The organism is Streptomyces sp. NPDC058620 (genome assembly GCF_042717135.1).
Classification (GTDB): Bacteria; Actinomycetota; Actinomycetes; order Streptomycetales; family Streptomycetaceae; genus Streptomyces.
This window is the reverse complement of the sequence record NZ_JBHXQO010000041.1, coordinates 1-13,292: the sequence shown is the minus strand read 5'-3', so window position 1 is coordinate 13,292 and position 13,292 is coordinate 1. Positions and strand designations below refer to the sequence as shown.

General features: G+C 69.7%; 11 protein-coding genes. 5 read left to right on the top strand and 6 right to left on the bottom strand.

Translation table 11 applies throughout. The annotated features are described in order from the left end of the window. Nucleotides 1-6: 6 nt before the first annotated feature. The 6 genes from hpf to mtnA all read right to left on the bottom strand — a co-directional run bounded on the left by hpf (nucleotide 7) and on the right by mtnA (nucleotide 7,533). Nucleotides 7-699: a ribosome hibernation-promoting factor, HPF/YfiA family gene (gene hpf / locus ACFWSK_RS28280; protein WP_383791954.1), complete on the bottom strand. Its 693-nt coding sequence runs from the start codon at nucleotides 697-699 to the stop codon at nucleotides 7-9. A 327-nt stretch (nucleotides 700-1,026) separates the two neighbouring features. Then, a complete protein-coding gene (locus tag ACFWSK_RS28275) occupies nucleotides 1,027-1,767 on the bottom strand; it encodes a ComF family protein (RefSeq protein ID WP_383791951.1) in 741 nt (246 codons plus the stop codon). Nucleotides 1,768-1,827: 60 nt separating this feature from the next. Next, nucleotides 1,828-3,651: an LpqB family beta-propeller domain-containing protein gene (locus ACFWSK_RS28270; RefSeq protein WP_383792024.1), complete on the bottom strand. Its 1,824-nt coding sequence runs from the start codon at nucleotides 3,649-3,651 to the stop codon at nucleotides 1,828-1,830. A 34-nt stretch (nucleotides 3,652-3,685) separates the two neighbouring features. Continuing rightward, the gene (mtrB, locus tag ACFWSK_RS28265; protein ID WP_383791948.1) at nucleotides 3,686-5,692 is read right to left on the bottom strand and encodes an MtrAB system histidine kinase MtrB; all 2,007 of its coding nucleotides are present in this window, start codon (nucleotides 5,690-5,692) and stop codon (nucleotides 3,686-3,688) included. Between the two features lies 1 nt (nucleotide 5,693). After that, nucleotides 5,694-6,383 (bottom strand): two-component system response regulator MtrA, encoded by a 690-nt coding sequence (gene mtrA / locus ACFWSK_RS28260; protein WP_281385806.1) that lies wholly within the window; start codon nucleotides 6,381-6,383, stop codon nucleotides 5,694-5,696. A 4-nt stretch (nucleotides 6,384-6,387) separates the two neighbouring features. Then, nucleotides 6,388-7,533: an S-methyl-5-thioribose-1-phosphate isomerase gene (gene mtnA / locus ACFWSK_RS28255; RefSeq protein WP_383791945.1), complete on the bottom strand. Its 1,146-nt coding sequence runs from the start codon at nucleotides 7,531-7,533 to the stop codon at nucleotides 6,388-6,390. Nucleotides 7,534-7,673: 140 nt separating this feature from the next. On the opposite strand from mtnA, the gene ACFWSK_RS28250 reads away from it, so the two are divergent. From ACFWSK_RS28250 to ACFWSK_RS28230, 5 genes are read left to right on the top strand one after another with little or no spacing between them, the layout of a single operon-like run. Then, nucleotides 7,674-8,879 carry a glycerophosphoryl diester phosphodiesterase membrane domain-containing protein gene (locus ACFWSK_RS28250; protein WP_383791942.1) on the top strand — a complete coding sequence of 402 codons (1,206 nt, stop codon included), beginning with the start codon at nucleotides 7,674-7,676 and terminating at the stop codon, nucleotides 8,877-8,879. A gap of 4 nt (nucleotides 8,880-8,883) precedes the next feature. Beyond that, nucleotides 8,884-9,570, top strand: coding sequence for a DUF4129 domain-containing protein (locus tag ACFWSK_RS28245; RefSeq protein ID WP_383791939.1), 687 nt, complete (start codon nucleotides 8,884-8,886; stop codon nucleotides 9,568-9,570). Beyond that, the gene (locus tag ACFWSK_RS28240; RefSeq protein ID WP_383791937.1) at nucleotides 9,567-10,802 is read left to right on the top strand and encodes a DUF4350 domain-containing protein; all 1,236 of its coding nucleotides are present in this window, start codon (nucleotides 9,567-9,569) and stop codon (nucleotides 10,800-10,802) included. The genes ACFWSK_RS28245 and ACFWSK_RS28240 overlap by 4 nt, the downstream gene beginning before the upstream one ends. Continuing rightward, nucleotides 10,799-11,818 carry an AAA family ATPase gene (locus ACFWSK_RS28235; RefSeq protein ID WP_383791934.1) on the top strand — a complete coding sequence of 340 codons (1,020 nt, stop codon included), beginning with the start codon at nucleotides 10,799-10,801 and terminating at the stop codon, nucleotides 11,816-11,818. Before ACFWSK_RS28240 ends, ACFWSK_RS28235 begins: the two co-directional genes overlap by 4 nt. A gap of 10 nt (nucleotides 11,819-11,828) precedes the next feature. Next, nucleotides 11,829-13,142: a DUF58 domain-containing protein gene (locus ACFWSK_RS28230; RefSeq protein ID WP_383791930.1), complete on the top strand. Its 1,314-nt coding sequence runs from the start codon at nucleotides 11,829-11,831 to the stop codon at nucleotides 13,140-13,142. Nucleotides 13,143-13,292 lie beyond the last annotated feature (150 nt).

The window sequence follows — 13,292 nt, the reverse complement described above, 5'->3', positions numbered from 1 at the left end:
GCGGCGTCAGCCGCCGAGCGCACCGCCCGCGCCGCCTGCTTCATCAGCGGCGAGCGGGTCCGTCACCAGGCGGATGACACCGTAGTCGTAGGCGTGCCGCCGGTAGACGACACTGGGTTCCTTGCTCTCCGAGTCGACGAACAAGTAGAAGTCATGCCCGACCAGCTCCATCTCGTAGAGCGCCTGGTCGAGTGCCATCGGTGCCGCTACGTGCGTCTTCTCGCGCATCACCAGCGGTCCTTCGCCCTGCACCTCGAGCGAACCGATCTTGGTGGTGGGCACGCTGCCCGTCGACGTCTCATCGGGGACCAGTTCACCGTTCCCGTTGAACGAGGCGACGCCCGGCACAGTCTCTCCGACCTCGGCAGCAGACAGCCGGCCGGCACCGCGGCGGCTGTAGCGCTTGTCGTGCTGCTTGCGCAGCCGCGCCTCCAGCTTGCCGGTGGCCAGGTCCAGCGCTGCGTACGGATCGCCCGCGGCCGCTTCCGCCCGGATGACAGGTCCGCGGGAGCGGAGCGTGATCTCCACCCGGTCGGAACGGTCGGCCTGACGGGGATTCGGCTCCTTGGACACCTCGACGTCCAGGCTGATCACCTTGCCGTCGAAATTCTGGATCTTGTCCAGCTTCAACTTCTCGGCCACGTGCTTGCGGAACCGCTCGGGCACCTCGGTCTTGCGGCCCTTGACGACGATGTCCACGCAGAACTCCGTTCCCGGATCGCTCCGCTTCAGCGGCGGAGCATTTCCCTTTTGCACCAAACTCCGGTCATCGCCGGAGCCTCGGACTCGGTGGCTTTCACCCCCTCTTCCCCTCCGGCAAGGTCTCCACCCCACCGGCTCCAGCGTTTCTGGACTGCCGATGAGTACCTGCCCGAAACCTGGTGGTGCATTCATCGAGGTCTGGCATTCACCATTCCTCACAACCGAACATAGCCTGCCCGGCCGGGTGTCGGCACCCGCTACTCGCGCGTACCTCCGTTCAGGTTCATTTGCTCACTCACTACCTGCAACGATGCAAGTTCTGCGTCAGTTCCGGTTTATTTCGAAAGCGGACGGAGAGGCTGAGACAACCGCGGCTCGCAGGGCCTGCTCCCCGGTGTTCTTCCAGCGTGCACCGGCATCCGCCGCGGCGCCTGCGCGCAGGGCACGCGCCGCCTCGGCCAGCGAAGCTCCCGTGGTCATGAGGTCGTCGACCAGCACCACCCGGCCACCCGCGAGCAGCCGCCCGGAGCTGTCCACCACTTCGAGCGCCCCGGCCAGATTCGCCCGCCGCTGCCCGGCCCCGAGCCCCGACTGGTCGGCCACGGCCCGTTGCTGCCGCAGTACCCCGAGGACACGGGCGGGCGTCCCCGTACGCCGTAGCTCCGCCGCCGCGGCCAGGGCGATACGCCGCGCCGGATCATGGCCCCGCGCGGCGGTGGAACGCCGCGCCGACGGTACGGGCACGAGCAGCAGCGGCCCCGCCCCGCGCACACATCCCGCCCCGGCCCGCACAGCGGCCGCCAGAGCGCTTCCGAGCACCCCGGCGAGTCCTAGTGCACCCCGCTCCTTATGAGCCAGGAGCACCGCCCGTACCGCGTTCTCGTACGGGGCCGCGGCCCGCACCACCGGGAGTCCGTCAGGCTCGGGTGCGGGTCTCACCCGGCGGGGCGCCGCACCGAGCAGCGCGGCCCGGCACCCGGCACAGAGCTCGGTACGCGGTCTGCCGCAGCCACCACAGGCCGCCGGCAGGACCAGTCCGGTGAATTCCCGCCACCATCGCCGCATCTCCCCACAGTGCAGGGGCGGCCGGAAACCGGCCACCCCTGTGGACAACTACGGACCGCCTCAGCCCGGGTAGACGAGGGAGGAGCCCGCCTTGAGCACCGTCTGCCAGTTGTCGCCCGGCGACAGCTTCACGATTCCGTCGTCCTCGGTCTCCGCCATCAGGGGCAGCTGTTCGTCGTCCGCCGCCGCGACCGCCGTCACCTGGTTCACCCCGGGCAGCACGCCGGAGGGGGAAGTCGAACCGTCCGCCTGCACGTAACGCACCTGCTGCACGCCGCCCTCCTCCTTGCCGACCACCACGAGGCGGCTGCGGCCGGACCAGGAAATCGCCGACACGTCAGTGAGCTGCGGCGCGGCCTGACGCAGATCCTCGACGGAGACCTGCGGCTGCTCCACGGAACCCCTGCGCTCGACCCGTCCGATCTTCAGCGTCGTGTGCCCGTCCTTCGACAGGAGCAGCAGCGCGATCCGCACCCCGTCGGACGACATCCGCAGGGCCTCGATCCGCCCTCCGTTCAGGCTCGGAACGGTGACCTCCTGGGGCGTGCCCTTGCCGCCGACCAGGCGCAGCAGCCTGGGTCCTGCCGGGTCGCGGTCGGCCACCCACAGGTCGCCCCGGCCGTCCCAGCTCGGAGCCGAGAGCCGGTCCTCGGCCTCCTTCGCCGCGCTGGTCACCACGGGCTCGGCGAGTTCGCCGTCCAAGACGAGGGAGGAGACATAGAGGTGCTGATGGTCCGCGGAGACACCCGCCGCCAGCTGTTCGTCGCGGGCCACTCCGACCGTGCTCATCGGCACCGCCCCGCTGCCGAGCGGGCCGGTCACGGGCTCGGGGTCACCGGTGCCCTTGCTGTTCCCCGGTATCCGCTCCACCTGCCCCTTGGCACTGACGAAGTACTGACTGTCCGGCGCACCGGAACCGCTGTCGGGGGCGAACTCGACCGCCTCGTCCGAGGCGAGCGAACACAGCCGGCCCCGGTCGCTCCGCAGCTCCACCTGTTCGACACGGGCGGACGTCAGGTCCCGCAGGGTGAAGAAGACCTGGGCGGCCATCATCCGGCAGGCCGTCCGGCCCACCTTGTCCGCCTTCTTGTTGAGCGGCACCTTCAGGACGTTCTGATCGTCGGGCGCCAGGGAAGTGACGCCCTTCCTCAGCGCCGTACCGGTGGGGAAGCGGGAATCGGCCACGGGTCGCAGCCAGTTCGTCGGCCCCACGAGAAGCGCCCGGACCGTCTGCGTGGCGGTGTCCATCCGGGTGACGGGGTCCGTCCGGTTGCGTACGTAGACGGGGTCGGCCACCAGGGTGGAACGGCCGTTGGTCCGCCCCGTGGCGAAGTAGTACTTGTTGACGGACCGGTAGAGCCGCCTGAAGTCGGACTGCCCGAGCACCAGGCCGTCCGGCACGATGTCGATGCGCCACTCCTGCTTGCCGTCAGCCCCCTTCTCCTGCACCAGGTGGAGGGTCTGGGAGTAGTCCGTGGGTGCCAGCGGCTGATAGGAACTCTGCGCGTCCACCGATGCGACCTGCTCGCCGGTCAGCGTGTAGGCGCCTTCCGTGCGCTTGCGGTCCTTGTCGTGGAGCGAGGGGCCGTTCCTGTTGGGCGCCTTGGCCAGCACCGTGGTGCCCGCGCTCGGCTTCCAGGTACGGGCCGCTTCCTCGGTCAGGTACTTGCGGGTCGTCATGAACTTGGGGTCGTCGCTGGTCATCGACTCGAGAAAGCCGTCGACCACCTCGGTGGGCGTGGCGCCCTCCCTGGGCGCCACCGCGTACACCTGCACCTGGGAGTCACCGGGTTGCGAGGCATCGACCGGCTTCACGTCCCCGGTGACGGGCATGGAGGCGCACCCGGTCAGCACCACGACGCCGCAGCAGAGCAGCGCGGACATCCGCACCGCGCGTCCATGGCCGCCCTGCAGACGGTCAGTGTCCACGAGTCGTGTCCTCCCGGTCCGGGTTCTGCGCTTCATAGTCGGCGCCACCGCCCGGCCGGTCCCCGGCCTGACGCGCCACCACACGTGCACCATTGCCCGGCAGGGCGGCCGGATGGACGGATGCCGGTGCCACGCGCGGCGCCACGGGGGCGCGTGCGGCCAGCGCCGAGCGCTCCGTCGAACCGGGCTGGTTCGGCACGGCCATCAGCCGGTGATCGCTCACGGTCGCCGGGCTGGCCTCGGCGCGCTCCCGGTTCTCCCGGTTGCGCCGCGAGTCCTCCGGTTCCAGCGGTATCGGTGAACCGCGCAGCGGTTCGTCCGCCGTACGCGGCAGGGTGAGCCGGAACTGCGAACCACCGCCGGGCTCTCCCCACGCCTGGAGCCAGCCGCCGTGCAGCCGGGCGTCCTCGACGGCGATCGAGAGCCCGAGACCGGTACCGCCCGTCGTGCGGGCCCGGGCGGGGTCGGCACGCCAGAAGCGGTTGAAGACCCGGGTCGCCTCGCCGGGCTTGAGCCCTACGCCGTAGTCGCGGACCGCCACGGCCACCGCGCCCTGGGCCACACCGAGGCGTACGACGACGTCCCGGCCCTCGCCGTGCTCGACGGCGTTGACCACGAGGTTGCGCAGTACACGCTCGACCCGGCGGGCATCGGCTTCCGCGATCACCGGCTGTTCGTCGCCGATCACCCGGATGCGGGTGCCCTTGCGCTCGGCCAGCGGCTCGGCTCCGCCGATCACTCGTCGTACGACCGTACGCAGATCTATCGGTTCGGCTTCCAGCGCCGCGGCGCCCGCGTCGAACCGGCTGATCTCCAGCAGGTCGGAGAGCAGCGACTCGAAACGGTCCAGCTGGTCCCCGAGCAGTTCGGCGGACCGTGCCGTCACCGGGTCGAAGTCTGCACGCGCCTCATGGATGACATCGGCGGCCATCCGCACGGTGGTCAGCGGGGTCCGCAGCTCGTGCGAGACGTCCGAGACGAATCGCCGCTGCATACGGGAGAGTTCCTCCAGCTGCTGGATCTTCAGCTGAAGGTTCTGCGCCATCTTGTTGAAGGCTTCACCGAGCCGGGCGATGTCGTCCTCGCCGGTGACCTTCATGCGTTCCTGGAGTCTGCCCGCGGAGAGCCGCTCGGCGATGCCGGCCGCCATCCGTACGGGCGTGACGACCTGCCGCACGACGAACCAGGCGATCGCCCCGAGCAGCACCACGACGAACAGCCCGGCCGTGGCCAGCGTCGTCATGACCAGGCTCAGGGACTTCTCCTCCTGCGTCAGCGGGAAGAGGTAGTACAGCTCGTACGGATTGTGGTCGATGTCGTAGAGCCGCTTGCCCACGACCAGCCCGGGCTGCGACTCCTTTCCGTACGAGTACCGGATCAGGGAGTAGGTCTGGAAAGCCCCGGGCCCCTTGTCCACGTCGTCCCGCAGGCGCTGCGGCACGCTGGACGCGTCCACGCTGCCCGAACCACGCGGCGCGCGGCTGCTCGCGCCTCCGTCGACGGAGTCGGCACTGAGCGCGACCACGTTGAAGGCGTTCTTGCCGCCGCTCGCCAGCTGATCGACCAGCTCCGTGCGCCAGGACGTGTTGGCCGTGACGCCGTCGACACCGTCCTGGCCCCGCCGGTCACCCGGGACGAGCGGCTCGTTCGCCTTCTCCTGGGCAGCCGCGAACCCACCGGCGGCCTGCGTCTGGGCAGCCTTGCTCTTCGCCTCGAGCAGGCCGTTGCGGACCTGCCCCATCACGACGAAGCCCAGCAGCAGCACCACGCCGATGGACATCAGCAGGGTGCCGGCGACGACACGCAGCTGAAGATTGCGCCGCCACAGCCGCACAGCGGGCAGCAGCGGACGCCGCACCCACCGCATCAGCAAGCGGGGCATCGGGCCGCTCTGCAGTACACGGCCCATCCGAGAAGACTTCCGTCCCGGACCGGCAGCCCGCTCCGTACGGACTCCCGGCTCCCCGGGCTTCGGAGCAGCACTGCCCAGGGTCATGTCAGCTCGGTCCGGCCTTGTAACCGACGCCTCGGACGGTCACCACGATTTCCGGCCGCTCCGGGTCCTTCTCGACCTTGGAGCGGAGCCGCTGGACATGGACGTTCACCAGACGGGTGTCGGCGGCATGGCGATAGCCCCACACCTGCTCGAGCAGCACCTCGCGGGTGAAGACCTGCCACGGCTTACGGGCGAGCGCGACCAGCAGGTCGAACTCCAGCGGGGTCAGCGCGATGGACTGGCCCTCCCGCTTCACCGAGTGGCCGGCCACGTCGATGACCAGGTCACCTATGGCCAGCTGTTCCGGCGCAGGCTCTTCGGTCCTCCGCAAACGCGCCCTGATCCGGGCAACCAACTCCTTCGGTTTGAACGGCTTGACGATGTAGTCGTCGGCCCCGGATTCCAGGCCCACCACTACATCGACCGTGTCGCTCTTGGCAGTGAGCATGACGATCGGCACACCTGACTCGGCCCTGATCAGCCTGCAGACCTCGATGCCGTCCCGACCGGGCAGCATGAGATCCAGCAGAACCAGGTCCGGCTTCGCCTCACGAAATGCAGCAAGTGCCTTGTCACCGTCCGCTACGAACGACGGCTCGAAACCTTCTCCACGCAGCACAATCCCGAGCATCTCGGCCAGTGCGGTGTCGTCGTCGACGACAAGGACGCGTCCCTTCATAAACGACATCATCCCATTAGCTAATCGTTACCTGCGATGACCTGGCACACAGCTCTGCCAGTCCGACCCCCGTGACCGGGGAGATTACGCCCTCCTCCGTGACGATCGCCGTGACCAGCTCCGGCGGCGTGACGTCGAACGCGGGGTTGTACGCCGGTGTCCCCAACGGGGCCACGAGCAATCCGCCCGCCTCCCCCTCCGGTGACACCAGGTGCGGAGATGTGATCTCCGTCACTTCACGACCGGGGCGCTGCTCCACAATGATCGCCTGCCCGTCCGCGGTGTCCAGATCGACGGTCGTGATCGGCGCGACGACGATGAACGGCACGTGGTGGTACTTGGCGAGCACTGCCAACGGATAACTCCCCACCTTGTTCGCCACCGAGCCGTCCGCAGCGATACGGTCCGCCCCGATAAGTACGGCATCCACCTCACCTGCGGCAAACAGCGACCCCGCCGCGTTGTCCGTGAGCAAGCTGTACGCCATCCCGTTCCGCGCCGCTTCATAGGCGGTGAGCCTCGCCCCCTGGAGCAGCGGACGCGTCTCGTCCACCCACAGCCGCCTCAGCCGGCCCGCCCGGTGCGCCTGGAGGGCCACCGCGAAAGCCGTGCCCTCACCCCCCGAGACGAGAGCCCCGGAGTTGCAGTGCGTAAGGAGCTGGTGACCCCCTCCGGGCAGCAGCTCGTCCAGAAGCGCCAGCCCGAACCGCGCCATACGCCCGCTGGCCGCCGCGTCCTGCTGGTGCAGCACCCGCGCCTCGGCAAGCGCCGCCCCGGCCGCCTGCTCCGCGTCCAGGCCCTTCTCGACGGCCGCCCAGTACGCCCGGGCCACCCGCCGCACCCCGTACCCGAGGTTCACCGCGGTGGGTCTCGCCCGTTCCAGCAGTCCCGTCGCCTCGGCCACGTCGTATCCACGGGCCGCGGCGAGCGCCACCCCGTACCCCCCGGCAATGCCCAGCAGTGGAGCTCCCCGCACCGCCAGGGACTGGATGGCCCGCACCAGCGCGGGTACATCGGTACAGACCAGCTCAACCTCCTCGACCGGCAGCCGTGTCTGGTCGAGGAGGACCAGTACGGGACCTTCCGGAAGCTCGTCCCAGCGGAGTACGGAGAGCGCGGGGGGCTCGATGCCCACCGTCGATTGCGCGTCCTGATCAGCCATCCGCCCAGTCTGCCCGGTGAGGCACCCACAAATGAAGGCGCAAAGGAGATAGAGCGCCCGGCCCGCACCGCAGCGTCGCGTGGCACGATGGCTGCCAACCTGCCGCCCCGATGAGCGGACGGGATCGTGAAGGAGCGAGAATGAACGACTCTCCGGGCTGGGCCTCGCCCGGATCTGCCCCCTCCGACGGCCAGGAGACGGGAATCCCCCGGCCCTCCGAGCCCGTGGACGCAGGAAGCCCTGCACCCCAGTGGTCTCCCTCGCAGCCGCCCCCAGGGCAGTGGTCCCCCCCGAGCACGTCCGGTACCGGTCCCGGAGCGCCCCCGCCGGCACCCGGCTGGGGCGGCGCTCCCCAGGGCCCGGGATGGGGCCGCCCGCCCATGGCGGCGAAGCCCGGCGTCATCCCGCTCCGCCCCCTGGGCATCGGCGAAATCCTCGACGGCGCGGTGTCCACGATGCGCGCTCATTGGCGCACGGTGCTGGGCGTCAGCCTCACCGTCGCCGTGATCGCGCAGATCGCGATCATTCTCATCCAGCGCTACCTGCTGCCCGACCCGGTATCGGTCGACCCGAACGCCGTCGGCACCGAGGCTCTGCGCCAGGCCGCGGACTCCATGCAGTCCACCCTGCTCAGCAGCGCCCCGGCCACGCTCATCTCGATGATCGCCACACTCACCACCACGGCGGTGCTCACGGTGGTGATCAGCCGCTCGGTACTGGGCCGTGGCGCGACGCTCTCCGACGCCTGGACCGAGGCCCGTCCCAGGCTCCCGCAACTGCTCGGGCTGACGCTGCTCCTCAGCCTCATGAGCGCCGCGATCATGACGATCGGTCTGCTCCCCGGCCTGCTGCTGGGCTCCACCGCCGGTGCCCTCCTGGCCGTGTTCGGCTTCGCTGCCGCCCTGGTCGTCGTCCTCTGGCTGATGGTCCGCTTCACCCTCGCGGCTCCGGCACTGATGCTGGAACGCCAGTCGATCCTGACCTCGATGCGCCGGTCCGCGAAGCTGGTCCGCGGTGCGTGGTGGCGCACCTTCGGCATCCTGGCGCTCACCTACCTGCTGGTCATCGTCGTCGCGCTGGTGATCGGCGTCCCCTTCGCCATCATCGCGATGGCCGTCGACAGCGGCGGAATCGGCGACCTGATGAGCGGCGACACCGCCGAATTCGGCTGGCCGTTCCTCATCGTCTCGGGCATCGGCGAGGTGATCGTCTCGACGCTGACCTACCCGTTCACCGCGGGAGTGATGGCGCTGCTCTACGTCGATCAGCGCATCCGCCGCGAAGCCCTCGACCTCGACCTGGCGCGGGCCGCGAACGTGCCGGGCTTCGACACCCCCAGGAGCTGATGCAGTGTCGGGGGCGGGGGCCATCACATCGGTACGGCGACTCATCAGGGCGGACGAGATACCCGTGGACACTCCACGGGTCCCTGCCCGCGAAGCGGCTGAGGACGAACTGTCCAGACCGATGTACCACGAGAACGATCCGAACCTCCTCCAGCGCGGCCTCAATCGCTTCTGGGAGTGGATCGGGAGCCTCTTCGACTCGGTCGCCGACGGCGCGCCCGGCGGGCCGCTCGGCATCGTCCTGGTCGTACTGATCGTCGTGGGCCTGGCCGCCGCCCTCTGGTGGCGGCTGGGCACTCCCCAACGCGGGGTCCGCTCGGCCGACGCCCTCTTCGGCAGCGGCACCCGCAGCGCGGACGCGTACCGCACCACTGCCGAGGCGCACGCCGCCGCGGGCCGCTGGACCGAAGCGGTCCAAGAACGCATGCGCGCCGTGGTCCGCACCCTGGAAGAACGCGCACTGCTCGACCCGCGTCCGGGCCGCACCGCGGACGAGGCCGCGGCCGAAGCAGGCCGCTCCCTGCCCCAGCACGCCGACCGCCTCCGCACCGCCGCCCGGGTCTTCGACGACGTCACGTATGGCGGCCGCACAGCGCACGAGCAGGCATACGCCACCCTGCGCGCCCTCGACCTCGAACTCATGGAAGCCAAGCCCTCGCTGGCCGGCACGGCCCGAGGAGCCGGCGCATGACCGAGACCATCACCGCGTCCTCCACCTCGGCATCGCTCACCCCACGCCAGGTCTGGAACCGCACCCGCGGGCTGATGCTCGCCCTGCTCATCCTGGTCGTGGCGGGCATCACCCTCGCCGCCGTGCGCTCCGGCGACCATCACGGCCGCCTCGATCCCCGCTCCGCCGACCCGCAGGGCAGCCGCGCCGTCGCGGAACTCCTCGAACGGAGCGGTGTATCCGTCGACGTCGTCACCACACTCGACGAGGCCACCAGCGCGACCGGCCCCGACGCGACCCTGCTCGTCACCGCGCCCAATCTGCTCACGTCGTACCAGCAGCGCCGGCTCAGCACGGCGACAGCCGACTCGGCAGGTCGCACGGTCCTGCTCGCCCCCGGCCCCCTGTCCCTGCACCACCTGGCCCCGGGCGTACGCGCCGAGTCCTCCCGTCCTGTCGAACCGAGGGCCCCACGCTGCGACCTCCCCGCCGCCCGTAACGCGGGCACCACGGAGACAGGCGGCATCCGCTACAGGGCGGATGCCCTGACCGTCACCTCCTGCTACCTGAGCGACGGCCTCCCCACCGTGCTCGTCGTCCATGAACAGCGAGCCGGCGACACCGTCCTGCTCGGCTCCTCCGACCTGCTCCACAACAACCGCCTCGACCGGCAGGGCAATGCCTCGCTGGCCCTGCAACTCCTCGGTTCCCGCCCGCATCTCGTCTGGTACCTCCCTTCACTCGCTGATCCCTCCGCCACCGAAGTCGACAAGGAACGCGGAGACCGTGCCACCGACGAAGACAGCACCGCGAGCGACTCGGCGAGCTTCACGGACCTGATCCCCTCCGGCTGGCTGTGGGGCACCCTGCAACTCGCCCTCGCTGCAGTACTCGTCGCCATCTGGCGCGCACGACGCCTGGGCCCCCTCGTCACCGAACGGCTTCCCGTGGCCATCCAAGCCTCGGAAACCACCGAGGGCCGTGCCCGCCTGTACCGCAAGGCCAACGCCCGCGACCGAGCCGCCGCCTCACTGCGCTCCGCCGCCCGTGCCCGCCTCGCACCCCTCGCCGGTGTCTCCCCCCGCGATGCGCATTCCCCCGAAGTCCTCACCCCCGCGATCTCGGCACGCGTCACCGGCAGAGGCGGCGATCTCACCGCCCTGCTCTTCGGGCCCACGCCCGCCGACGACGCCGCTCTTGTTCTCCTGACCGACCAACTCGACGCCCTCGAAAGAGAGGTACGCACTTCATGAGCGCCCCGACCCCCGAGTCCACGAAGCCCCAGGAGACCCCCTGGACTCCTGCGGCCCCCGTGGACTCCGACAGCGCCCGCGCGTCCTTGGAGGCCCTGCGTTCCGAGATCGCCAAGGCAGTGGTCGGTCAGGACCCGGCCGTCACCGGTCTGGTCGTCGCGCTGCTCTGCCGCGGGCACGTCCTGCTCGAAGGGGTCCCCGGTGTGGCCAAGACCCTCCTGGTCCGAGCCCTCGCGGCATCACTCGAACTCGACACCAAGCGTGTCCAGTTCACCCCGGACCTCATGCCGAGCGACGTCACAGGCTCTCTCGTCTACGACGCCCGCACGGCCGAATTCTCCTTCCAGCCCGGCCCGGTCTTCACGAACCTGCTGCTTGCCGACGAGATCAACCGCACACCCCCCAAGACCCAGTCGTCCCTCCTGGAAGCCATGGAGGAACGCCAGGTGACCGTCGACGGGACACCGCGCCTATTGCCCGACCCGTTCCTGGTGGCCGCGACCCAGAACCCGGTCGAGTACGAGGGCACCTACCCCCTCCCCGAGGCCCAACTGGACCGCTTTCTGCTCAAACTGACGGTCCCTCTTCCTTCGCGCGAGGACGAGATCAGCGTCCTGACCCGTCATGCTGACGGCTTCAACCCCCGTGATCTGAAAGCAGCGGGCATTCGCCCGGTCGCGACACCCGCCGACCTGGAGGCTGCCCGCTCGGCCGTCTCGAAGACCAAGGTCTCCCCGGAGATCGCCGGCTATGTCGTGGATATCTGTCGTGCCACACGTGAGTCCCCCTCACTCGCCCTCGGCGCCTCCCCACGAGGCGCCACAGCTCTGCTCTCCACCGCACGCGCCTGGGCCTGGCTCACCGGCCGGGACTACGTGATACCGGACGACGTAAAGGCTCTGGCGCTTCCCACACTCCGTCATCGCATCCAACTGCGGCCCGAAGCGGAGATGGAAGGAGTCACCCCCGACTCCGTCATCACCGCGGTGCTCGCCCACGTCCCCGTTCCCCGATGAGGCGGTGACCATGGCCCTCACCGGACGAACCGCGCTCTTGGCCGCCCTGGGGTCACTCCCCGTAGGCATCCTGGCTCCGAGTTGGACAGGCATGCTCGCGGTCAACGCCCCGCTGTCTCTAGCAATTCTGTGCGACTACGCCCTGGCCGCGCCAGTGCGCACGCTCCAGTTCACCCGATCCGGCGACACGTCTGTTCGACTGGGTGACGGAGCAGAAGTGCAACTGACCGTAACCAACCCTTCGCGTCGTCGCCTCCGGGCCCACCTGCGCGACGCCTGGCCGCCCAGCAGCTGGCCCGCCGGCACCGACCAGGCCGCATCCCGACACGAATTGGCTGTGCCCGCGGGTGAACGGCGTCGCCTCACCACGTTCCTCCGCCCGACCCGACGTGGTGACCGCAGGGCCGAGCAGATCACCGTCCGGTCCTACGGGCCCCTCGGCCTGGCTGCACGTCAGGGAAACCATCAGGTCCCCTGGACGGTCCGGGTCCTCCCGCCGTTCACGAGCCGCAAGCACCTGCCTTCCCGGCTGGCCAGGCTCCGCGAGCTCGACGGGCGAACCAGCGTGCTCACCCGCGGCGAAGGCACCGAGTTCGACAGCCTTCGTGCTTACGTGCCCGGTGACGACACGCGCTCCATCGACTGGCGGGCCACTGCCCGCCAGTCGGCCGTCGCTGTCCGCACCTGGCGTCCCGAACGGGACCGGCACATCCTCATCGTGCTGGACACCGGCCGCACATCGGCGGGCCGAGTAGGTGACGTACCCCGTCTTGACGCGGCCATGGACGCCACCCTGCTCCTCACCGCCCTCGCGACGCGTGCCGGCGACCGGGTCAACTTCCTTGCCTACGACCGTCGTGTCCGCGCCCAGGTCCAGGGCAGCACGGCAGCCGGTGACGTTCTGTCGACGATCGTCAGAGCCATGGCTCCGTTGGAAGCAGAGCTCGTCGAGACGGACGCTCACGGCCTCAGCAAGGCGGCACTGGCCAGTGCCCCTCGCCGTTCACTGATAGTCCTTCTCACCGGTCTGGACGCCGCCCCCATCGAAGACGGCCTGCTCCCGGTTCTTCCTCAGCTCACCAAGCGCCACACGGTGCTGCTCGCCTCGGTCGCTGATCCCCGGATCGAGACGATGACACGCTCGCGGGGCACAGTGGACGCGATCTACGAGGCAGCAGCCGGCACTCAGGCACAGTCCCAGCGCCTCCGCACAGCGGATCAGCTCAAGCGTCATGGCGTGGTGGTCGTCGATGCCACCCCGGAGAAGCTTGCGCCCGCGCTGGCCGATGCCTACTTGGCTCTCAAGGCTACGGGTCGCCTCTAAATCCGACACACATCTGCCCTTCAGCAGAGAGGAACAGTCTCGGCTGAAGGGCAGATGAACGCAGAAAAGCCCCGTGCCACAAGGGCACGGGGCTTTCCCGGAATAATTGTTCGGCGGCGTCCTACTCTCCCACAGGGTCCCCCCTGCAGT

Coding starts and splice junctions, on each gene's coding strand:
- ACFWSK_RS28275 (WP_383791951.1), bottom strand. CDS start 1,767: ATGCGGCGATGGTGGCGGGAATTCACCGGACTGGTCCTGCCGGCGGCC.
- ACFWSK_RS28270 (WP_383792024.1), bottom strand. CDS start 3,651: ATGTCCGCGCTGCTCTGCTGCGGCGTCGTGGTGCTGACCGGGTGCGCC.
- mtrB (WP_383791948.1), bottom strand. CDS start 5,692: ATGACCCTGGGCAGTGCTGCTCCGAAGCCCGGGGAGCCGGGAGTCCGT.
- mtrA (WP_281385806.1), bottom strand. CDS start 6,383: ATGATGTCGTTTATGAAGGGACGCGTCCTTGTCGTCGACGACGACACC.
- mtnA (WP_383791945.1), bottom strand. CDS start 7,533: ATGGCTGATCAGGACGCGCAATCGACGGTGGGCATCGAGCCCCCCGCG.
- ACFWSK_RS28250 (WP_383791942.1), top strand. CDS start 7,674: ATGAACGACTCTCCGGGCTGGGCCTCGCCCGGATCTGCCCCCTCCGAC.
- ACFWSK_RS28240 (WP_383791937.1), top strand. CDS start 9,567: ATGACCGAGACCATCACCGCGTCCTCCACCTCGGCATCGCTCACCCCA.
- ACFWSK_RS28235 (WP_383791934.1), top strand. CDS start 10,799: ATGAGCGCCCCGACCCCCGAGTCCACGAAGCCCCAGGAGACCCCCTGG.
- ACFWSK_RS28230 (WP_383791930.1), top strand. CDS start 11,829: ATGGCCCTCACCGGACGAACCGCGCTCTTGGCCGCCCTGGGGTCACTC.